Raw genomic sequence first — 20,652 nt, 5'->3', positions numbered from 1 at the left:
TTCAGCCATGAAAAAAGCAGTAGCGATTGGAGCAACATTAACGACGATTTTATTTGCCGGGTGCTCAGCATCAGGAGAAGAAGAAAAGACGATCAAGCTCGGGGTCAGCGGTTCAGACACTCAAGTGTGGGATTACGTCGCGAAAAAAGCGGAAAAGGAAGGCATCAAAATCGAGCTCGTCAAGTTCTCCGATTATGTCCAGCCGAACATGGCACTGGCTGAGGGTGAGATCGACGCCAATGCTTTCCAGACGATTTCCTACTTCAACGCCTTCAAGAAGGAACATAAGTTGAAGCTGTCGCCGATTGCGACGACCGTCATTGCACCAATGGGGATCTACTCGGATAAATATAAGGACGTCAAAGATATTCCAGTCGGTGGCAAAATTGCTGTTCCGAACGAAGCGACGAACATGGGACGTGCCCTCTTATTACTACAAGAAGCAGGTTTGATCAAATTACCGGACGACTTCGACGGCAATGGATCGGTCGATAAGATCGTTGAAAATCCGAAGAAACTGAAAATCGTTCCGATCGTCGCGGGACAAACGCCACGCGTCTTACCGGACGTCGCTGCATCGATCATCAATAACGGTATTGCTGTTGACGCAGGACTAAATCCGATCAAGGACTCGATCGTCCATGAGAACGAGACAGCAAAACCATACATCAATATCATCGCGACACGGACGGAAGACAAGAACAAAAAAGAACTGAAAAAGATCGCGTCGCTTTACCAACAAAAAGATGTCGCGGCTTTCATCAAAAAAGAATATAAAGGTAGCTCGATCCCGACGTTCGTTCCACTAAGCGACATCGGCGAATAAATTCTAAAGGAGAGTGGATAGCATGACGACACCAGTACGCACGACATGGGTAGAGACGATTGAGCAGGACATCGAACAAAAAAGGGAATCGTATCTTGAGACGAGCCACCGGATTCATGCGACGCCGGAAATCGGTAACGAGGAATTCTTTGCTTCGCGACTACATGCAGAGCGTTTGACGGCAGAAGGCTTTACAGTAGAACTCGGCGTCGCAGGGCACGAGACCGCATTCTTCGCGAAGAAGTCAAGCGACCGACCTGGCGCGACAATTGCCTTTCTCGCTGAGTACGATGCGTTGCCGGGCATCGGACACGCATGCGGTCATAATATCATCGGAACGACGAGTGTCGCAGCGGCGATCGCGCTTAGCAAAGTGCTTGATGAAATCGGTGGGAGTGTCGTCGTGCTTGGAACGCCAGCCGAAGAAGGTGGGCCGAACGGAAGTGCGAAAGGCAGTTTCGTCAAACACCAGTTGCTTGAAGGAATCGATGCGGCCTTGATGGTCCATCCGTCCGGACAAACGCGGATCACGGGATCCTCGCTTGCGGTTGATCCGCTCGATTTTGCCTTTACGGGTCGTCCCGCGCACGCAGCGGCGACACCGGAAGAAGGCATCAACGCTCTCGACGCTGTCATTCAGCTCTTCAATGGGATCAACGCTTTACGTCAGCAGTTACCGGATGATGTCCGGATCCACGGGATCATCACGCATGGTGGCGATGCGCCGAACATCATTCCGGAATACGCAAAAGCACGTTTCTTCATTCGGGCGACGACACGGGAACGGCTGAATGCCGTCACGGAGAAAGTCAAAGCGGTCGCGCAAGGTGCGGCACTTGCGACCGGGGCGACGCTTGACGTCATCGCTTTCCAAAATGAAGTCGACAATCTCGTCTTCAATCGGACGTTTGATCGTCTCTTCCAAGAAGAAGCAGAGGCGCTTGGGCAAATCGTGCACCTCGACGAACGACCGGGTCTTGGATCGACGGACGCGGGTAACATCAGTCAAGTCATCCCGACAATCCATCCGTATATCAAGATCGGACCAGACGATCTCGTCGCCCATACAGAAGCATTCAAAGAAGCAGCCCGTTCGGAAGCGGGGGATGAAGCGTTGATCGCAGGCGCTAAAATCCTCGCACGGACAGGACTTCGCGTCCTCGCTGATGAACGGACACGCGGAGCGATTGCCCAAGAATTCCACGATCGGAAGAACGGGTATTTGTAACCGGAACACAATGACTGGACGCACTGATATCAGGTGCTCCAGTCATTTTTAGTATCCAGTAGATCACGAATTGGGGAGGGGTAACAGAAGTGGAACGAAATCATAAAAGAGCTAAGACCGAAGCATTTGCGCTTTGTTTTCTTGAAAAAGATATGCTAGGCTAAAGTTGTATAACTCAATAATCCAGTTCTTCGGGGTAGGGTGAAAATCCCAACCGGCGGTGATGCGATCAATCGATCGACGAGCCCGCGACCCGTGATGTACGCATCATGGCTGACTTGGTGAGATTCCAGGGCCGACGGTAAAGTCCGGATGGGAGAAGAACGAAACGACGCGATTCAAGCTGTTTTCTGAAAAAATGTTTTCAGGAGATGGTCTCTTTCTGCATGCGAAAAAGCAGAAGGCGAACCGTGTATTTCGTGAACCCTTCTATACAGACGCCCCTTTTTCAAGGGGCGTCTTTTTTATTTGAAAGGAGTGAACGCGATGTCACAGATGATGAGTTATGCCATGCAATTAGCACATATGTTAAACGGACAAACAAGTCCGAATCCAAGTGTCGGCTGTGTCATCGTCAAACAAGGACGCATCATCGGTTTTGGTGCGCACCGGTTTGCCGGTGGTCCGCACGCGGAAGTCGAAGCCTTGCGAATGGCAGGAGAGGCCGCCCGTGGTGCTGATCTCTACGTGACGCTTGAGCCATGCAACCATCATGGTAAGACACCACCATGTACGGAAGCGATTCTACAAGCCGGGATCAAACGGGTTTTCGTCGCAACGAAAGACAAACATGCGATTGTCGCTGGTTCAGGGATCAAACGGCTTCAAGACGAGGGAATCGAAGTCGAAGTCGGCTTGTTACGGCATGAAGCGGAAGTCCTCTACGAGACGTTTTGGAAAACGATCGAACGGAAACGTCCGACCGTGACCGTCAAAATCGCTCAGACGATGAACGGGATTGCGGCAACGGGGGAACAGCGCTGGATCACGTCAGAAGAAGCACGCGCGAATGGTCGCGCCCTGCGGGGGTGCCATGATGCGATCCTCGTCGGAAGTGAGACGGTGCTCGTCGATGATCCAGCACTGACTTTACGCGCAGTGTCAGGCATCGAGCCGATTCGAGTAATCGTCGATCGCCGTGGTCGGGTGCCAGAGACCGCGCAAGTCTTTTGCGATGGAAAAAATCCAACGTACTGGCTGACGAGTGTTCCTCGGATAAGTCACGATCAAGTGACGGTGCTCGTCGGTGGATATGAGACGCCGGAAGCGATTCTTAAACGCTTATACGAACAAGACATCCGCAGCGTTTTGATTGAAGGTGGACCGACGATTCAAGCCGCATTCTTTGAAGCAGATCTCGTCGACCAGATTGAAGTCTACCAAGCTCCGTCGATTTTTGAAGGGACTGCCTGGAACGGACGACATGATATCGAAGAACGTTTTCAAATCGATCAGATGGAAACGGTCGGACCGGATCTCCATCTGACGTACATCCGAAAGGAGGAGACGATATGTTCACCGGATTGATTGAAGAAGTCGGGACCTTAAAACGAAAGATTCCGCGACCGAATGGATTAGCACTTGAAATTGAAGCGCACCGGGTGCTCGAAGGAACGAAGATTGGTGACAGCATCGCCGTCGACGGGATTTGTTTGACGGTCACGTCAATGAGCCCAACCGGTTTTACGGCGGATGCTGTCCATGACACGATTCGTTCGACAGCACTCGACACGTACCGGGTCGGAAACCCGTTGCAACTCGAACGGGCGATGCCGGCAGACGGTCGGTTCGGTGGACATTTCGTCAGTGGGCACATCGACGGGACGGCACGACTAATCAGTCGGCGACCGGACGGAGAAGCGATGGTGTATACGTTTGATGTCGGATCGTGGCAAAAGTATTGCATTCCAAAAGGATCAATCGCGATCAACGGCACGAGCCTGACCTTGCAACGCGTCACCTCGGAAACGATCTCGATTTCATTGATTCCGCATTCCCGTCAAGTGACGACGTTTGATCGATTGGCAAGCGGTGCAGTCGTCAATATCGAGTGTGACATGATGGCGAAACATCTCTATCATTTCACGCAACATGAGAAACAGACGGACTGGGCAGCATTCTTAGGAGGCGACATGTAATGAATGGATTCGACTTGATTGAAGACGCGATAGAAGATTTGAAGAACGGACGACCGATCATCGTCTGTGATGACGAGGATCGTGAGAATGAGGGCGATCTCGTCATGCTCGCAGAACACGCGACACCAGAAAACATCAACTTCATGATTACGTATGGAAAAGGACTCGTCTGTGTTCCGGTTAGTCCACATGTGGCAGAGCGATTACATCTCTCGCCGATGACGGACAATAATACGGACCCGCACGGTACGGCATTCACGCTCAGCATTGATCATGAAGAAGCGAAGACCGGCATCAGTGCCGAAGAGCGTTCGCTGACGATCCAGCGGATGCTGACAGATGGACCGGAGCGCTTCAAACGACCGGGTCACATCTTCCCGTTGATCGCAAAAGAGGGCGGTGTCCGGGAACGACGCGGACATACGGAAGCAGGTGTTGACCTTGCCCGTCTTGCCGGTAGCGATGAGATTGCCGTCATTTGTGAAATCATCAAGGAAGATGGCACGATGGCACGGGTGGATGATTTGCTTCTCTATAAGGAAGAACACGACTTAAAACTGATCACGATCGAGGCACTCGTCGCGTATCTCGAGCGTCCATTGACGCGGGAAGCGGAAGTGTTGCTTCCGACGACATTCGGAGCTTTCCGGATGGTCGGCTATACGACGCAAGATAAGAAAGAACATGTCGCCGTCTTATCCGGTGAAGCGCACGATGGGATGCTCGTCCGTCTGCACTCGGAATGTCTGACAGGGGATGTCTTCGGTTCGAAACGTTGCGATTGTGGTTCACAACTCGATGCGGCACTTGAGCGAATCGAACGAGAAGGTGGAGCCGTCTTGTATCTACGTCAGGAAGGACGCGGCATCGGTCTGATGGCGAAGTTAAAAGCGTACGAGTTGCAGGAACAAGGACTCGATACAGTCGAAGCGAACCATGCACTCGGTTATCCGACAGACATGCGTGATTATACGGTCGCGGCCAACATGTTGCGTGATCTTGGCGTGACGAAGATTCGCTTGATGACGAACAATCCAGACAAACAACGGGTGCTCGAGCAAGAGGGGATTGAAGTCATCGAACGTGTTCCCCATCAAGTACCCGTTGAACCGGAAAATCAGCGTTATCTGAAAACAAAACAAACGAAACTCGGGCACTGGCTCGATATCCAAGGAGGACACACATCATGATTTACGAAGGTTTCTTAACAGGAGAAGGACTACGCGTCGCAATCGTCGCAGCACGTTTTAATGAATTGATCACATCAAAACTCGTCGGAGGAGCGAACGACGCGTTCCGTCGTCACGGTGTTGCGGCGGATGCTGTGGATACAGCATGGGTTCCTGGAGCATTTGAAATTCCACTCGTTGCGGAAAAGTTAGCGAAAAGCGGTAAGTATGATGCGGTCATCACACTGGGTGCCGTCATCCGCGGAGCAACATCACACTATGACTATGTCTGTAACGAAGTCGCGAAAGGTGTCGCGAGTGCGTCGCGTGATACAGGCGTACCCATCATCTTCGGTGTCCTGACGACGGATTCGATCGAGCAAGCGGTCGAACGTGCCGGTACGAAAGCTGGAAATAAAGGCTACGAAGCTGCCGTTTCCGCGATTGAGATGGCGAATCTTTTACGCACGATCTAACGAAATAAGGATAGGGTGACGGAAGTTTCCGTCATCCTATTTTTTTGTGGACATTTTGCAGGTGATAAATCAAATTTCAAAAAAAGAATAGTAGATTTGAAATATGAGGATTTGTTTTGAAGAAGAACGGTAATGAGGTAATAAAGAAACTTTGAAACATTTTCCAATGTTTTTCGTAAATCAGGGTAACGCGTATAAAGGAGGAAATGAATATGAAGAAAACAAGGTGGGTAGCAGCTGGGATCGTCGCAGCATCGATTGGACTAGCTGGATGTCAAGATGGGCAGACAGATTCGGGTAGTGGCAGTGGGTCTGGTTCGACGAAGTCGGGGGAACTCTCGAATACGGAATTACTGAATAAAGCGACAGCCGCTCAAAAAGATATTAAATCGTTCCACATGGAGGGGACAGTCAATTCAAAAGCAGGTGAGATGGCAGTAGATCAGAAGGTATCAGCCGATATCATCCAGAAGCCGCTTACGATGCATCAGACGATGACGATGAAAAATCCACAGGACGGTAAGGACATGTCGATCGAGAGCTATATCGTCGACGATAAGATGTATCTATCGCAAAACGGACAATGGCTCGTTCAAGATGTCTCGGAGCTAGGTGATATGGTTGAGGCGATGGAGTCATCGGCATCGACGGATCAAAATCTCAAGCTACTGAAAAAGTACAAAGACAACTGGACCGCCAAAAAAGAGGGTGACGTTTATCAAATCGACGTCAAACTAAAAGGGGACGACCTCAAAGCATTCATGAAGGATTCGCTCGAGCAGACAGGACAGATGGCACAGATGAAAGATGCGATGGACAGCATCGATTACAAAAAAATGAATTACACGATGACGTATGATGCGAAAACATTCTATCCGAAATCACTCGATATGGACATGGTGTTTGCGATTGAAAAAGATACCGAGTTCAATATGAAGAACGAGTCGACGTTCTCAAAATTCAATGAGATCAGCGAAATCAAATTACCTGCGGAAGCAAAAGATGCACAACCGCTCACAGGTGCAGCACAATAAACATCGAAGTCCCCTCTCTTCCATGAAGATAAGGGGACTTTTTTGAGACTTGGAACTGACGAAGAACTTCTTTTAGTGCTTCCGTCTGTTTTTGACTGACGGAAATCTGTTCGTGCATATCGCGGAATGCTTGAGCGTCATTCTAGTATTGAATCGAGATAGCTTCGAATAAATCATTGTCATTGACGACTTTCGTATCGATGAAGGACAGCACCCCACCGGACGCGGCATTCAAATGTTCGATCGTCTTGAGTGGCAAGTTCGTAGGTTTTGCCTGCAGTTGGCGAAGAGGACCGAAGATCGATTATAAAATCAAGATAATAAAGATTACACTGAACACTCCAATGACAACGATCGTAGTGAACAGGAGGATGTGTGCTGTGTTAACGGTATCCGTGATCGTTGCTCCGTTATTCTTAGCCTATTGATTATTAAATTTCACGATTTCGTCAGTTGTTCCGAGACGGTGAAGTATGAATCACAACTATTTGCATATTATTGAAATGAAGAAGTATCAAAATAGTTTCATAAAAAAATAGTTTGACAATTATCAGTAAATTCTGAAAAAATGGTAAAGAACTACATATTTCATAAAGGGAGGTAACACGAATGGGAAATTCATTTAGTGACTGGATCAGTACGGTGTCCAATCTTGTTTGGGGACCACCGTTACTTATTCTGTTGGTCGGTACGGGGGTTTACTTGACGATTCGCTTAGGATTCATTCAAATTACCAAACTACCGTATGCGCTGAAGCTTGCGTTTTCGAAGCATCAGGACGATAAGTCGGAAGGCGACATCAGTCACTTTCAAGCATTGATGACGGCACTGGCTGCGACCGTTGGTACGGGGAATATCGTTGGTGTCGCAACCGCCGTCGTCCTCGGCGGACCGGGTGCGATCGTTTGGATGTGGTTGTCCGGTCTATTCGGGATGGCGACGAAGTATGCGGAAGCCATCCTTGCCGTCAAGTACCGTGTCGTTGATGAAAATGGACAGATGGCTGGGGGACCAATGTATTATCTCGAGCGTGGGCTGAAGCAGAAATGGCTGGGTGTCTTGTTTGCCGCATTCGCTTCAATCGCTGCGTTCGGGATCGGGAACGGGGTCCAGACGAACTCGGTCGCCCTCGCGATGAAATCAACGTTCGATGTGCCACTTTACGTGACGGGGATCGTATTGATGGTACTGACAGGCGTCGTCATTCTTGGTGGGGTCAAATCAATCGGAAAAGTTGTCAGTTTGTTTGTTCCGTTTATGATTTTCTTCTATGTTGGAAGTGGATTACTGATTCTCGTCATGAACTATGACTTGATTCCAGGTGCGATTTCGACGATCTTCAGCAGCACGTTCTCAAGCGAAGCAATTACGGGTGGCGCGATCGGGGCAGCGATTCGTTATGGTGTCGCGCGTGGTGTCTTCTCAAATGAAGCGGGTCTTGGTTCAGCACCGATTGCAGCCGCTGCAGCGAAAACGGACTTCCCAGGACGTCAAGCGCTCGTTTCGATGACGCAGGTGTTTTTAGATACATTGGTCGTCTGTTCGATCACAGGTTTGACGCTCGTCATGGGAGGACAACTTGATACGAAGTTACAAGGTGTTGAATTGACGACAGCAAGCTTCGAGGTCTTCCTCGGTCCTGCCGGAAAATACATCGTCACGATCGGACTCGTCATGTTTGCTTATTCGACTGTTCTTGGCTGGTCGTACTACGGTGAAAAATCGATCTATTATCTGTTCGGTCAAAAATCAATCCTACCGTACCGCATCCTGTTCGTCTTAGTCGCCGGAGCGGGTGCAATGACGACGAACTTGAACATGGTCTGGGCGATTTCTGATGTCTTCAACGGATTGATGGCGATTCCGAACTTAATCGGTTTGATTGGACTGTCCGGCGTCGTCATTGCCGAGACACGACTGTTCCGCGAACAGTTGAGACGAGAAGAAGCGAATCGGAAAGTTTCGTAGAACATGCGAAAATGAAAGACTCGGAAGGAACTAGTGCTTAAAAATCATTTTTGAAAACAAATGACTCTGCCATCCTCGCTTTCCCTGACAAAAGCATGTACCATGCTTTCTTTTCCTGTAGGAGTCGAGGAATAGGCATTCACATTCTATATCTATTCAACAAAAGAGAAGATTGGTTTCTAGGGTATCCCTTGGAAACCAATCTTCTCTTTTTTGCATGTGCTCCGTCTCATTCAATCACTTTTTACGATAAAGCATCAGTGATTCATAAGGTCGTAACGTTAAAGTGTACCCCTCTGTCTGCATCTGCTGATAATTATGAAGCAACACCGTATAGTCCGATCCGTCACGAGGTAACGTGAACGTCGTCTCTGTTCCGTAGAAGTTCGAAACGACAAGCAACTCTTCCTCGCTTGTGGCACGTTCGTACGCCCAGAGTGACGAATCGTCTGGTGTCAACAGACGGTATGAACCGTCCGTCAGCACGTCATACTGTTTGCGGAGCTGAATCAACCGCTTGTAATGATGATAGACCGAATCAGGGTCTGCGACAGCAGCCTCGACATTGATTTGATCATACGTCGGCGAGACCGGGATCCACGGTTCCTCTGTACTAAAGCCACCGTTACGTGCAGTCGACCACGGCATCGGCGTCCGCGCATTATCACGTGATTTTTGACGAATCGCAGCGAGAATCTCTTCTTCCGGAACTCCTTTTTCTCGAGCTTCTTGATAGGCGTTCAACGTTTCGACATCACGATAGTCAGACAGATCCGTGAAATCCGGATTTGGCATTCCGATCTCTTCTCCTTGGTAAATATACGGTGTACCTTGCAAGCCATGAAGCGTCGTCGCGAGCATCTTCGCACTCTCGACGCGATACGTAACGTCGTCACCAAACCGGCTGACGACGCGTGGCTGGTCATGGTTGCACCAAAAGATTGCGTTCCAGGCTTGTCCGTTCATGCCGGATTGCCAGTCGGAGAAAATCTGTTTCAGTTGCTTGAAGTCAAACGGTGCAGCTGTCCATTTCTCACCGTTCGGATAATCGACCTTCAAATGATGAAAGTTGAACGTCATCTTCAGTTCTTGTTCATCAAGCGATGAATAACGAAGGCAGTGTTCAAGTGACGTCGACGACATCTCACCGACCGTCAAGAGATCGTGTCCGGCAAAAACGGCTGCGTTCATCTCTTGCAAGTAGTCATGAATGTTTGGTCCGTCCGTATAATACGCACGTCCGTCTCCCTCGGAATCATTGGGAAGCCCTGGCGTCTTCGAGATCAAGTTGATGACGTCGAGTCGGAAGCCACTGACCCCTTTATCGCGCCAAAAGCGCATCATCGCGTAAACGTCTTCCCGGAGTCGGGGATTTTCCCAGTTCAGGTCCGCTTGCGTCTTGTCGAACAGGTGCAAGTAATACTTACCAGCTACCTCATCAAATGACCAAGCAGGACCGCCGAACTTCGATATCCAGTCGTTCGGTGTCTCGCGCCAAATGAAGTAGTCATGATAGGGACTGTCCGGATGACGTCCTTCTTCGAACCAAGCGTGTGACGTCGAGCAGTGATTGACGACGATATCCATCATGACCGACAGACCACGTCGTTTTGTTTCTGCGAGTAACGTCTCGAAATCATCCATCGTTCCATACGAGGGATCGATCGCATAATAGTCACTGACATCATATCCATTATCGTTTTGCGGTGAGGCATAGACCGGCGTCAACCACAGGTAATCGACACCAAGATCCGCCAGATAATCGAGTTTGGCCGTGACCCCGCGCAACGTACCGGTCGCTTTGCCCTCCGGACTATAAAAACTCTTCGGATAGATTTGATAAACGGCGGATTTGCGCCAATCGGTTGTCGTGATCATCAGATACACACCTTTCTGAAATTACGCCGCTTTGTTCAGTGCGGCTTTTTTTGCGCGTTTCGTTGAGACATAGTGGAACAGGAACGTACAGGCAATAGGAACGATAATTGCGATTACCATGCCGACAATGAACGACAAAATCGACCCGGGTACGATCGAGATGAAAGCAGGTAAGCCACCGACACCGATTGCAGGAGCAAGGACACCGCTGACTGCGATGAAGGCAGACGCGATGGCTGACCCGACGAGTGCCGCATAAAACGGATATTTGAATCGAAGATTAACCCCGAACATCGCTGGTTCCGTGATCCCAAAGTAAGCGGATAGGGCCGACGTCGACGCCATGTTCTTATCGTTGACGTTTTTCGCGAGGAAAAGCATCGCAAGCGTTGCTGAACCTTGGGCGATATTCGAGATCGCGATCATCGGCCAGATAAACGTCGTTCCGCTTTGTCCGATCAACTGTAAGTCGACGGCGATGAACATGTGATGCATGCCGGTGATGACGAGCGGTGCGTAGAGTGCACCGAATAATAAGGCACCGAGTAATGGAACAGCTTCGAACGTATTGACGACACCAATCGTGATCCAGTCACCAACTTGACGTGTGACCGGTCCGATGACGGCAAGGGCGAGGAAGCCGGTTAACGTGATCGTCGTAATCGGTACGACGAGTAATTGGATTGCGTTCGGTACGCGTTTTTTGAGCCAGCGTTCAATCGTACTAAGGACATAAGCGGCTGCGAGCACCGGGAGAATTTGTCCTTGATAGCCGACTTTTTCGATTTCAAACAGACCGAGGATGTTGAACGTCGGAATTTCACCTTTTAAAGCGCTCTGTCCGTAATTCCAAGCGTTTAAGAGATCAGGGTGAACAAGCATCAGACCCATGACGATCCCGAGGATCTCACTTCCACCGAAGCGTTTCGTTGCCGACCAGCCGACGAGTGCCGGGAGGAAGACGAAAGCGGTATTTGCCATCATATTGATCAGGTCCCATAATCCTTGTAGATTCGGATAACGATCAATCATCGTCTTGCCACCGAATTCGATACCGAACAGGTTATTGATCCCCATTAAGAGACCAGCGACGATGATCGCCGGGATGATGGGCATGAAGACGTCGGAAAAGACTTTGATCAACTTTTGGAACGGGTTCATTTTCGCCGCTCCTGACGATTTAACGTCCGCAATCGTTGTCGCCTGCAAACCAGTCAGTTGAATGAATTCAGCATAGACCCGGTCGACATCACCGGCACCAATGACGATTTGATAGACGCCTGCGTTCAAGAACGCGCCTTTGACGAGCGGAACTTCAAGTAAGGCTTCTTGGTCGACAAGCTCTTGATTTTTAAGCGTTAAGCGAAGACGGGTGACGCAGTGAGCTGCCTGCTCAACGTTCTCCTTGCCTCCGATTTTCTCAATGATTTGCTCTGCAATCTGACGATAGTTTGGTTTCATCTCGATGCTCCTTTTTGGAAGTGACGTACTCGACCACTTTTGAAATGAAAACGTTTTCTTATCTGCGCACATTTATCTTAACTTATCTATATAAGTTGGTCAAGAACTTATATAGATAAGTTAAGATGTTAAAAAAAGAGAGAACCCGTCATGTACGGATTCCCTCATGGATCACCATCTATTCAACGCCGTGCGATATCGGTAAATTGAAATTTATCGAGGCGGTGACGTGATTCCGTTCGCTCGAAATGTTGGCCTTCATAGAAGTACGTATCGTTCGTGACGACGATGACGTGTGTCATGTCGTGAAGATCAAGTCGTTCTTGGTCTTCACGTGTCGCAGGGCGCGCTTCAATCTTTCGTTTCGCATAGCTGATCTGCCGGCCGAGTGTCTCTTCAATGTAATGATAGATGGACCCTTTAGCAATGTCAGCGGTTAGGCCGGGCACAAGTGCGGTCACGAAATGATTAATGTCACGGATGACGCGTTCGCCATCAATCTGACGAATCCGCTCAATACGGGTCACGTCTGTTCCTTGTGCCACATGCAATAACGAAGCGAGCTCAGGAGAGGCGGAGAGCACTTCGCACGATAGCACATCCGTCTCGACAGCATGTCGACCCATCCGGCGATGCGCTTCCGAAAAGCTGACGATTCCGTTGAACTGAAACTCAATCGCTTCTTGCGACAAAACGAAGACACCCTTTCCTTGGTGTTTGCGAACGAAGCCTTTCTCTTGCAGCGCATCGATCGCTTTTCGGACCGTTCCACGACTCGCCTCGAATTCATGCATCAATTCTGTCTCAGAAGGTAATTTCATGTCAGCTGGAAGCGTTCCTTCTTGAATCCGTTGTGCGAGTTGATGATAAATGGTTAAGTATTTCGGCATACAATCCGTCCTTTGCACTCAAATAGTGCTTTTAGTGTAGCATGGAACGAATACAGGCATCAAAATAGCTCCACCTATGGTCCGGGTACAACCGGAAAACAGATGGAGCGCAAAAGTGTGAAGGGTAGTTAACGAAGGGATGTCGAATACGTCGTACCCTTTTGGAGGACCGCTTGTTTTTCATCGAGTACGTCACTCGTCAAGAGTTCGATTGATGTGACCGGGCGTTCCAAGATGAATCCAAAGTTACCACTATGAGTTTCAGACGGAGCATATGTCTTTGCCAGGGATTCGAGATAGACATCGTCTTCAAGTGTCTTTTCCGCTTCGTCATCCAGTTTGAAATGAGCAACGGGATTAAAGGTGACGGGTGCGTCACTCGTGTTTGTGATCGTGACACGTATCTTCATCAGATCAAAGGACTCATCGTGCGTATAACCATGGAAGAAATCGATCATGCCGTAGCTTGGACGGGCGTGAAAGACTTTGATTTCTTCGATCGTCATCTTGATTGGACCAATCTTCCGCGTTTCATTCACTGGTTTGAACTGTTTTAACGTCAGGTCGCCTTTGTCGTCCGTCACGGTTTGATCGATTATCGTCAGCTGACGATCATCTGGAAGTTGTGGGTTCGGGACATAGGCGCTTGTTTTTTCAAGCAGTACCGGCTGCTCTTGTTTCGCAGACGATGGTTCTTTCGGTGTGTCTTGTGATGCGGAAGTGCTACAACCAGCGAGCACTGTCCCAAGCATCAAAGTAGCAAGGATCTGTTTCATGAGACGTCTCCTTATTTCTTCGCCTTCAACAGATCGAAGATGATTTTGGCGTGATCCGTGTTATCGACTTGACCAGCGAATCGGTCTTTCGCAGGACCGAACGCGTAGACGGGTACGTCTTCACCCGTATGACCACCTGTCGTCCAGCCCGTATGCGAGCGTTCGTTGAAGATCTCTTCGATGGCATTATCGATGTCGAGTAATGTTTTCGATTCAGCAGCGCGAGAGATGCTGTCGATTTCTTGATCCGTCAAGGCGAGTTTGTCTTGGTCGATGTACTTCATTAACGTTTTCCGTACGTCCGCGCCTTCGACGATTTGCTGCGCCATGAAGTCAGGTGTCTTCTTCGCTGCTTTGATCGGTTCGGCGAACCAGTTGTAGATGCCATCCGCACCAATCGAGTAACCACCAGTCGAGTGGTCGGCTGTTGCGACGACGAGTGTATGCTTATCCTTCTTCGCGAAAGCGATCGCAGCTTTGAAGGCACGTTCGAAATCTTCCATTTCACTCATTGCACCAACGATATCATTGTCGTGTCCAGCCCAGTCGATTTGACTGCCTTCGACCATTAGGAAGAAGCCCTTTTTATTCGAGTCGAGACGTTTGATCGCAGCGTTCGTCATTTGAGCAAGTGACGGGACTGAGTTTTCGCGATCGATTCGTTTAGGTAATCCACCGTCTGCGAACAATCCGAGCACTTGTTTATTTTTATCCGCTTGCAGCTGATTGAGGTCAGTGACATAGCTATAGCCATCTTTCTTGAACGCTTTCGTCAAATCGACGTCTGGACGGACGAAGTTCGATTTCCCACCCCCGAGCATGACATCAATCTTATGTTTGCCGTTCACACGTTCTTTGAAATAGTCATCTGCAATCGCATTCATGTTTTTACGACTTTCGTCATGCGCACCGAATGAGGCAGGTGTTGCATGCGTGATTTCCGATGTCGCGACGAGTCCCGTTGACTTGCCACGTTCTTTGGCTGCTTCAAGGACGGTCTTGACTTCCGATTTATCATTATCGACCGCAATTGCTGCATTGTACGTCTTCACACCAGAGGACATCGCTGTCGCGGCAGAGGCGGAATCGGTGATATTCTCCTTCGCATCTTCCGGATACGTCATCTGTTGACCGACGAGATAGGGATCAAAGGCTGTTTTTTCAGCCGTCGTCGTCGAAGGATCGTTCTTTAAGTAACGGTGTGCAGACGTGTATGAAACACCCATGCCGTCACCAATCAGGAAGATGACGTTCCGGATTTCGGGTGAGTGAGTATGTTTGGCTTTCGCTTCGGCTTCCGGCATCGAAATCATCGTACTCAGGGAAAGGGTCGATAAGGCAAAAATCGGGATCAGACGTTTTAGTTTCATAGGGATTCCTCCTTGAAAGGTAATGGGTTATGGTGCTACGACCTACAAACACAACCTTACGCAGAAAATATGAAATCCATATGGACCGTCTGTAAAGGTTTGTGAAGAAACGATGACAAACGAATAGCCCTTCTGAAAAACCATCTCAGAAGGGCTACATGTGTATAGATTAGCGACTCCACCCGATCATCCGACGGTAGGAACTGAACGTCGGCCATGCGAGAATGACGATCGCGAGCCAGTACAGGAACTGGTTCTCGGACGAAATCAGACCAATGATTCCTGCGAGCAGGATCGTCGTGTAGATCGAGAACGTGATGATCAGTGTGGGGTGTAGTTTTGGGAAAATGGTGAACCGACCGAGTCGTTCGTTCGCTCCGCGGATATATAGACGGCTACCAAAGAAGAGTAAGGCAATCGTCAAAGCTAAACAGAACAAGACGGGATACGTTAGATTCAGATCGACATTACTTTCGAAAAGGAGTGCGAAGGGTGTCGTGATCGTCATCAGGAAACTTGTTGGCTTGTCTAACTCCTCGTAGGTCACACCAAAACCGAGCAGGGCGACGGCGTAGATGCTGAAATACGTGAAGTAGTTTAAGAACAAGAAGAACGTGCCGAGCAACAGTTGTCCGATGATATCACCAGCGATCGTTCCGGCGAATAAGAAGATCGTCAAAATCGTCACATCAAATAGAAGGAAAAGACCAAAATCTCGGAAGAGTGACGACCACGTGACGTAATCAAACGGATTGATACCGCCGAACGCTTGCAGCAACAACCAGCTGACGAAGAAGCCGATGATCGGAAACACGATCAGTGTTACGACGCCGATCGCCCATTTGATCCAGAACAACCAGACCTTCGGAAACGGTAACGCGTGCAAAATCAGGCTGCGACCACTCCCGCGCTCAGAACCGAGCATCAGGATCGCGAAGACAGCAATGAGAATCGCTGCGAATCCGGCGAAAAAGGGACTGACGAGTACGGCGTTGAGTAGAACAGGTTGCTGAGAGGCTTCGTATTTCTCGAACTCATTGATGACGCTATAACTGCCGAACCCATAGCTGAAGATCGCAAGCAGAATGAAACAAGCGAGCGGCCAGATGCCTTGTTTGATATGATAACGGATCAATTGCTTAACCATGTCGTTTCCCTCCAAATGTCCCTAAGAAGTAATCTTCCATCTGCACTGGCAAAGCATCTTTTAACAAGGGGTTCGTCGTTTCAAGATACTGCGCGCCTGCATCGGATAAGACGAGCAATGTCACGACCCGACCTGTTTGGGATAAGACGTGAAGATCAGCATGTGACAATTCCGGAACGTCCTCATAGACGACTTGCCATTTCTGCATGCTGGCTTTGGCGTCGTCGAGTGCTTTGGGTTCACGGACGAGATGCTTTTCGATCGTCATGACACGGTCAGCGAGTGAATCAAGCTCTTCGAGTTGGTGTGAGGCGATCAAGACGGCAGTTTGGCGCTCCGCAAGTAACGAGACAAGCTGCTTTAAGTAATCTCGTTTGTTGATTCGATCGAGTCCGTCTGTTGGTTCATCCAGTAAGAGGACCGGAGCATTCGTCGCGAACGCAAGTTGAAGAAGGAACAACTGAGCTTGTCCTTTGGATAATGACGTCACACGACGTCCGCGATCGAGGTTTGACGAACGACAATAGTTTTCGATGTACGTTTTCTCGAAGTTCGGATAGAACGCATTGTAGAAGTTGATCAGTTCACCGAGTGTCATCTGGCGATAGACGGAAACAGAATCCGGAACGAGGAAAAGGTGCTCGCGTGTCTTCGGGACGTGGTGGATCGACTCGCCATTCCATTCAACTTTTCCGCGCGTTGGCTCAAGAGCACCGACAAGTGTTTTCAGTAATGTCGTTTTTCCGGCACCATTACGCCCGATCAACGCAGTAATCGTTCCTGCTGGTAGAGTAAAGGATGCATTTTCATAAATCATGGTACGGTCAATTTGTTTCGTTAGATGAGAAACGGTCAACATGAGGAATCCTCCCTAATGTGTAAGATGAGTTGATAGAGTTCTTCGTTTGAAATGGAGAGTTCGTCGGCGACGGAACAAAGACGAATGAGTGGATCTTGAATGGCGGCTTTCTTGACTTCATGAAGTGGAATATCTGAGATGAAGGAGCCTTTGCCGCGCATCGTGACGATGAAGTTGCGGCTCTCGAGTTCCTGATAGGCGCGGGAGACAGTGTTCGGATTGACAAGGAGTGTACCAGCAAGTTCACGGACGGATGGCATCTGTTCGCCAGAGCGGAGTAGACCACGGGCAATCGAGCGGATGATTTGAGCGACCAGTTGTTCATAGATCGGTAACGGACTTTTTGGATCGACGGTGAACATTTCTTCACCTCCTTAAGTGTACTAGTTCAATTAATACACCAATTATAGGAATTCAAAACCTGTCTGTCAATGCCTCTTTTCAAGAAGACGATGACGCCATCGATCGCAATATTTGCTATACTGACGTCAGAAGAATCGCAGGAAGGATGACCCGAGATGTTGGATCGATTGAGTGCCTTAGAGGACCGTTATGAAAAACTGAATGATATGTTGGCTGATCCAGCCATCATTAATGATACGAATCAATTGCGCGAGGTCTCAAAAGAGCAGTCGCAACTTGCACCGACCGTCGAGACCTATCGCGTCTACCGCGAGAAGATGGAAGCCTATCAAGAGGCACGCCAAATGTTGACGGATCCGGAGATGCGCGACCTTGCGAAGGAAGAAGTCACGATGCTTGAGCCGGAGATCAAAGAGCTCGAAGCGAAACTGAAAGCCTTACTGCTACCGAAGGACCCGAATGACGACAAGAACGTCATCGTCGAAATCCGCGGCGCAGCGGGAGGAGACGAGGCAGCCTTATTTGCTGGTGATCTCTTTAAGATGTACTCGAAGTTTGCTGAGAAACAGAACTGGAAGATCGAAATCATCGACGCGAGCTATACGGAACTTGGCGGTTATAAGGAAATTATCTTCATCGTTAAAGGAACGGGTGCCTACTCGAAGTTAAAATACGAGAACGGAGCACATCGTGTCCAACGTGTTCCGTCCACAGAATCCGGCGGACGGATCCATACATCGACCGCAACGGTCGCCGTGTTACCGGAAGCAGAAGACGTTGAAGTCGAAATCCACGATAAGGATGTCAGGGTTGATACGTTCACATCGAGTGGACCGGGCGGGCAGTCCGTCAATACGACACAGTCCGCTGTCCGTGTCACACACGTGCCGACGGGAATCGTCGCCAGTTGTCAGGACGAGAAGTCGCAGATCAAGAACAAGGAAAAAGCGATGAAGGTCTTGCGCGCACGTGTCTACGATAAGATTCAACGCGAGCAGCAGGCGGAGTATGATGAAAAACGGAAGTCGGCTGTCGGTACAGGTGACCGTTCAGAACGGATCCGGACGTATAATTTCGCACAAAACCGAGTGACGGACCACCGAATCGGTTTGACGATCCAGAAGCTCGACCGGATCCTCCAAGGAGAGATGGATGAGGTCATCGATACGCTCGTCATGGAGTATCAAGCACGGGCATCGGAGGCGGCAAACTGATGCGGATCGCAAAACGTCTAAATGAAGCAAAAACGATGATGGAACAAGCAGGACGCGAGGGTTCGAGTGCCGAATGGTTACTCATGCACGTCTTAGAAGTCGACCGGACGGGACTCCTCGTCCGTCTGTCAGATGAATTGACACCGGAGCAAGATTTACGATTCAGTGAATACTTGCTTGCTCATGTTCACGGCGTGCCCGTTCAGCATTTAATCGGCTATCAGCCGTTTTACGGACGGGATTTCCGTGTCACACCGGATGTCTTGATCCCACGACCGGAAACGGAGGAGTTGATCGTCTTCGTGACGGAACGTCTCAAACGTGAGTCGTTCACCGCGGGACAGATCGTCGACATCGGTACCGGTAGTGGAGCGATCGGAATCACGCTCGCCCTCGAACTCGAGCAACCGGTCACGACCATCGATATTTCACCGGCCGCGATTGCGGTCGCGAAGCAAAATCAAGCAACGCTTGGTGGAGACGTGACGTTCCTTGAAGGAGATCTACTAGCACCACTTGCGGATGATTCCGTCCGGGTGCTCGTCTCAAATCCTCCTTATATCGAGGAAGAAGAATTACTCAGTGAGGTCGTATTCGATCATGAACCGCATCTCGCCCTGTTCGGCGGAAAAGACGGTCTCGTCTTTTACCGACGACTCGTCGAGGAGAGCGGACGGGTCCTACGCGACGATTTCCGACTGATTGCGTTTGAAATTGGACACAATCAAGGACCAGAAGTGCAAATGATGTTAAAAGAACGTTATCCAAATGCGGAAACGGGTATTTTAAAAGATATAAACGGTAAAGACCGTATCGTGTATGCGGAACGAAAGGATTGTACAGCGTGAAAACGGAAATGATTGACTTACAGACAATGGATGAAGCAGTTCGGTTATTGCAGGAAGGAGAGGTCGTGGCGATGCCGACCGAGACCGTCTATGGTCTCGCAGGGGACGCAACGAACGAAGCGGCTGTTCGGCGAATCTTCGCCGCGAAGGGTCGACCTTCCGACAATCCACTGATTGTCCATGTCGCATCCGTAGAACAGGCACATCAGTTCGTCACGCACATTCCCGATGTTGCAACACGTTTGATGGAGGCGTTTTGGCCAGGAGCCTTGACGATCATCCTCGAATCGAACGGCACCGCATCCACACTCGTCACAGCAGGACTAGATACGATCGGATTACGGATGCCAGATCATCCGCTCGCGCTTCAATTGATTGAAGCGACAGGGCTGGGTCTCGCAGCGCCGAGTGCCAACCGTTCTGGAAAACCTTCACCGACGTCATCTGCACATGTCGCACATGACCTCTCGGGACGCATCGCTGCGATCGTCGATGGAGGGGAGACGGGCATCGGGGTCGAATCGACTGTCATCGATTGTACGATGACGCCACCGGCGATTTTACGACCGGGCGGCGTGACACGCGAACAAATCGAGTCGGTCATCGGTCCTGTCACACTCGATCCTGCCTTATCGATGAAAGATGTTACACCGAAGGCACCCGGGATGAAATATACCCACTACGCACCGGAAGCAACACTTTCCGTAGTTGAGGGAGATCTTTCATTCTTACAGCAACTCATCGATGATGCACGACAAACCGGACACAAGACGGGCGTTCTCCTGTTTGATGGGGAGGATGTCGACGCAGATGTTCGCTGCTCCCTTGGTAACTCGATGGAGACGGCGGCACAACGTCTTTACGATTGTTTACGGCGATTTGATCAGACGACGGTGGATCAGATTTTTGTACGAGACCTATCAGAAGAAGGGGTGGGGCTTGCGGTCCGCAACCGCCTCCATAAAGCAGCAGGTGGTCGGGTCATTCGCCCTTGAAGAAGGAGGATA

At 49.7% G+C, this 20,652-nt stretch carries 19 protein-coding genes and 1 riboswitch; of the genes, 11 read left to right on the top strand and 8 right to left on the bottom strand.

What is annotated here, in order from left to right:
• Positions 1-7 precede the first annotated feature (7 nt).
• The 8 genes from B2U10_RS15145 to B2U10_RS15110 all read left to right on the top strand — a co-directional run bounded on the left by B2U10_RS15145 (position 8) and on the right by B2U10_RS15110 (position 8,839).
• The gene (locus B2U10_RS15145; RefSeq protein ID WP_290788711.1) at positions 8-826 is read left to right on the top strand and encodes a MetQ/NlpA family ABC transporter substrate-binding protein; all 819 of its coding nucleotides are present in this window, start codon (positions 8-10) and stop codon (positions 824-826) included.
• A gap of 22 nt (positions 827-848) precedes the next feature.
• The gene (locus tag B2U10_RS15140; protein WP_290788708.1) at positions 849-2,054 is read left to right on the top strand and encodes a M20 family metallopeptidase; all 1,206 of its coding nucleotides are present in this window, start codon (positions 849-851) and stop codon (positions 2,052-2,054) included.
• A gap of 183 nt (positions 2,055-2,237) precedes the next feature.
• Positions 2,238-2,382, top strand: a riboswitch (FMN riboswitch).
• Between the two features lie 158 nt (positions 2,383-2,540).
• Positions 2,541-3,581: a bifunctional diaminohydroxyphosphoribosylaminopyrimidine deaminase/5-amino-6-(5-phosphoribosylamino)uracil reductase RibD gene (gene ribD / locus B2U10_RS15135; RefSeq protein WP_290788705.1), complete on the top strand. Its 1,041-nt coding sequence runs from the start codon at positions 2,541-2,543 to the stop codon at positions 3,579-3,581.
• The gene (ribE, locus tag B2U10_RS15130; protein ID WP_290788703.1) at positions 3,566-4,192 is read left to right on the top strand and encodes a riboflavin synthase; all 627 of its coding nucleotides are present in this window, start codon (positions 3,566-3,568) and stop codon (positions 4,190-4,192) included. The genes ribD and ribE (B2U10_RS15130) overlap by 16 nt, the downstream gene beginning before the upstream one ends.
• Positions 4,192-5,382 (top strand): GTP cyclohydrolase II, encoded by a 1,191-nt coding sequence (gene ribA, locus B2U10_RS15125; protein WP_290788700.1) that lies wholly within the window; start codon positions 4,192-4,194, stop codon positions 5,380-5,382. Before ribE (B2U10_RS15130) ends, ribA begins: the two co-directional genes overlap by 1 nt.
• Positions 5,379-5,837 (top strand): 6,7-dimethyl-8-ribityllumazine synthase, encoded by a 459-nt coding sequence (gene ribE, locus B2U10_RS15120; protein ID WP_035395821.1) that lies wholly within the window; start codon positions 5,379-5,381, stop codon positions 5,835-5,837. The genes ribA and ribE (B2U10_RS15120) overlap by 4 nt, the downstream gene beginning before the upstream one ends.
• A 212-nt stretch (positions 5,838-6,049) precedes the next feature.
• A complete protein-coding gene (locus tag B2U10_RS15115; RefSeq protein WP_035410693.1) occupies positions 6,050-6,871 on the top strand; it encodes a DUF6612 family protein in 822 nt (273 codons plus the stop codon).
• A gap of 609 nt (positions 6,872-7,480) precedes the next feature.
• Positions 7,481-8,839, top strand: coding sequence for an alanine/glycine:cation symporter family protein (locus B2U10_RS15110; RefSeq protein WP_290788697.1), 1,359 nt, complete (start codon positions 7,481-7,483; stop codon positions 8,837-8,839).
• 237 nt (positions 8,840-9,076) lie between these two features.
• Here the strand turns inward: B2U10_RS15110 and treC are convergent, their stop codons facing one another.
• The 8 genes from treC to B2U10_RS15070 all read right to left on the bottom strand — a co-directional run bounded on the left by treC (position 9,077) and on the right by B2U10_RS15070 (position 17,582).
• On the bottom strand, positions 9,077-10,717 hold the full coding sequence (gene treC / locus B2U10_RS15105) for an alpha,alpha-phosphotrehalase (RefSeq protein WP_290788694.1): 1,641 nt from the start codon (positions 10,715-10,717) through the stop codon (positions 9,077-9,079).
• A 21-nt stretch (positions 10,718-10,738) separates the two neighbouring features.
• Positions 10,739-12,178, bottom strand: a complete 1,440-nt coding sequence (gene treP, locus B2U10_RS15100; RefSeq protein ID WP_056064163.1) for a PTS system trehalose-specific EIIBC component — start codon at positions 12,176-12,178, stop codon at positions 10,739-10,741.
• 182 nt (positions 12,179-12,360) lie between these two features.
• Entirely contained in the window at positions 12,361-13,068 is a 708-nt protein-coding gene (gene treR, locus B2U10_RS15095; protein ID WP_290753009.1) for a trehalose operon repressor, read from the bottom strand.
• Positions 13,069-13,196: 128 nt separating this feature from the next.
• Complete coding sequence (locus B2U10_RS15090; RefSeq protein ID WP_290788690.1) at positions 13,197-13,844, bottom strand: DUF4352 domain-containing protein; 648 nt, start codon at positions 13,842-13,844, stop codon at positions 13,197-13,199.
• Positions 13,845-13,855: 11 nt separating this feature from the next.
• Positions 13,856-15,214, bottom strand: coding sequence for an alkaline phosphatase (locus tag B2U10_RS15085; RefSeq protein WP_290788687.1), 1,359 nt, complete (start codon positions 15,212-15,214; stop codon positions 13,856-13,858).
• Between the two features lie 169 nt (positions 15,215-15,383).
• Positions 15,384-16,361: a hypothetical protein gene (locus B2U10_RS15080; RefSeq protein WP_290788684.1), complete on the bottom strand. Its 978-nt coding sequence runs from the start codon at positions 16,359-16,361 to the stop codon at positions 15,384-15,386.
• On the bottom strand, positions 16,354-17,220 hold the full coding sequence (locus tag B2U10_RS15075; protein ID WP_035410673.1) for an ATP-binding cassette domain-containing protein: 867 nt from the start codon (positions 17,218-17,220) through the stop codon (positions 16,354-16,356). Before B2U10_RS15075 ends, B2U10_RS15080 begins: the two co-directional genes overlap by 8 nt.
• The gene (locus B2U10_RS15070) at positions 17,214-17,582 is read right to left on the bottom strand and encodes a GntR family transcriptional regulator (RefSeq protein WP_035410669.1); all 369 of its coding nucleotides are present in this window, start codon (positions 17,580-17,582) and stop codon (positions 17,214-17,216) included. The genes B2U10_RS15075 and B2U10_RS15070 overlap by 7 nt, the downstream gene beginning before the upstream one ends.
• Positions 17,583-17,738: 156 nt before the next feature.
• On the opposite strand from B2U10_RS15070, the gene prfA reads away from it, so the two are divergent.
• From prfA to B2U10_RS15055, 3 genes are read left to right on the top strand one after another with little or no spacing between them, the layout of a single operon-like run.
• Positions 17,739-18,797: a peptide chain release factor 1 gene (gene prfA, locus B2U10_RS15065; protein WP_290788681.1), complete on the top strand. Its 1,059-nt coding sequence runs from the start codon at positions 17,739-17,741 to the stop codon at positions 18,795-18,797.
• Complete coding sequence (gene prmC / locus B2U10_RS15060; RefSeq protein WP_290788678.1) at positions 18,797-19,645, top strand: peptide chain release factor N(5)-glutamine methyltransferase; 849 nt, start codon at positions 18,797-18,799, stop codon at positions 19,643-19,645. The genes prfA and prmC overlap by 1 nt, the downstream gene beginning before the upstream one ends.
• Complete coding sequence (locus tag B2U10_RS15055; RefSeq protein ID WP_290788675.1) at positions 19,642-20,640, top strand: L-threonylcarbamoyladenylate synthase; 999 nt, start codon at positions 19,642-19,644, stop codon at positions 20,638-20,640. The genes prmC and B2U10_RS15055 overlap by 4 nt, the downstream gene beginning before the upstream one ends.
• Positions 20,641-20,652 lie beyond the last annotated feature (12 nt).

Source organism: Exiguobacterium sp. UBA7533 (assembly GCF_002479335.1).
Lineage (GTDB): Bacteria > Bacillota > Bacilli > Exiguobacteriales > Exiguobacteriaceae > Exiguobacterium_A.
Note: the sequence above shows the minus strand (reverse complement) of the source record. Positions and strands in the feature narration are given on the sequence as shown.

Bases quoted from the DNA above. Each gene is read 5' to 3' on its own strand.
- B2U10_RS15145 (WP_290788711.1), top strand. From the start codon at position 8: ATGAAAAAAGCAGTAGCGATTGGAGCAACATTAACGACGATTTTATTT.
- B2U10_RS15140 (WP_290788708.1), top strand. From the start codon at position 849: ATGACGACACCAGTACGCACGACATGGGTAGAGACGATTGAGCAGGAC.
- ribD (WP_290788705.1), top strand. From the start codon at position 2,541: ATGTCACAGATGATGAGTTATGCCATGCAATTAGCACATATGTTAAAC.
- ribE (WP_290788703.1), top strand. From the start codon at position 3,566: ATGTTCACCGGATTGATTGAAGAAGTCGGGACCTTAAAACGAAAGATT.
- ribA (WP_290788700.1), top strand. From the start codon at position 4,192: ATGAATGGATTCGACTTGATTGAAGACGCGATAGAAGATTTGAAGAAC.
- ribE (WP_035395821.1), top strand. From the start codon at position 5,379: ATGATTTACGAAGGTTTCTTAACAGGAGAAGGACTACGCGTCGCAATC.
- B2U10_RS15115 (WP_035410693.1), top strand. From the start codon at position 6,050: ATGAAGAAAACAAGGTGGGTAGCAGCTGGGATCGTCGCAGCATCGATT.
- B2U10_RS15110 (WP_290788697.1), top strand. From the start codon at position 7,481: ATGGGAAATTCATTTAGTGACTGGATCAGTACGGTGTCCAATCTTGTT.
- treC (WP_290788694.1), bottom strand. From the start codon at position 10,717: ATGATCACGACAACCGATTGGCGCAAATCCGCCGTTTATCAAATCTAT.
- treP (WP_056064163.1), bottom strand. From the start codon at position 12,178: ATGAAACCAAACTATCGTCAGATTGCAGAGCAAATCATTGAGAAAATC.
- treR (WP_290753009.1), bottom strand. From the start codon at position 13,068: ATGCCGAAATACTTAACCATTTATCATCAACTCGCACAACGGATTCAA.
- B2U10_RS15090 (WP_290788690.1), bottom strand. From the start codon at position 13,844: ATGAAACAGATCCTTGCTACTTTGATGCTTGGGACAGTGCTCGCTGGT.
- B2U10_RS15085 (WP_290788687.1), bottom strand. From the start codon at position 15,214: ATGAAACTAAAACGTCTGATCCCGATTTTTGCCTTATCGACCCTTTCC.
- B2U10_RS15080 (WP_290788684.1), bottom strand. From the start codon at position 16,361: ATGGTTAAGCAATTGATCCGTTATCATATCAAACAAGGCATCTGGCCG.
- B2U10_RS15075 (WP_035410673.1), bottom strand. From the start codon at position 17,220: ATGTTGACCGTTTCTCATCTAACGAAACAAATTGACCGTACCATGATT.
- B2U10_RS15070 (WP_035410669.1), bottom strand. From the start codon at position 17,582: ATGTTCACCGTCGATCCAAAAAGTCCGTTACCGATCTATGAACAACTG.
- prfA (WP_290788681.1), top strand. From the start codon at position 17,739: ATGTTGGATCGATTGAGTGCCTTAGAGGACCGTTATGAAAAACTGAAT.
- prmC (WP_290788678.1), top strand. From the start codon at position 18,797: ATGCGGATCGCAAAACGTCTAAATGAAGCAAAAACGATGATGGAACAA.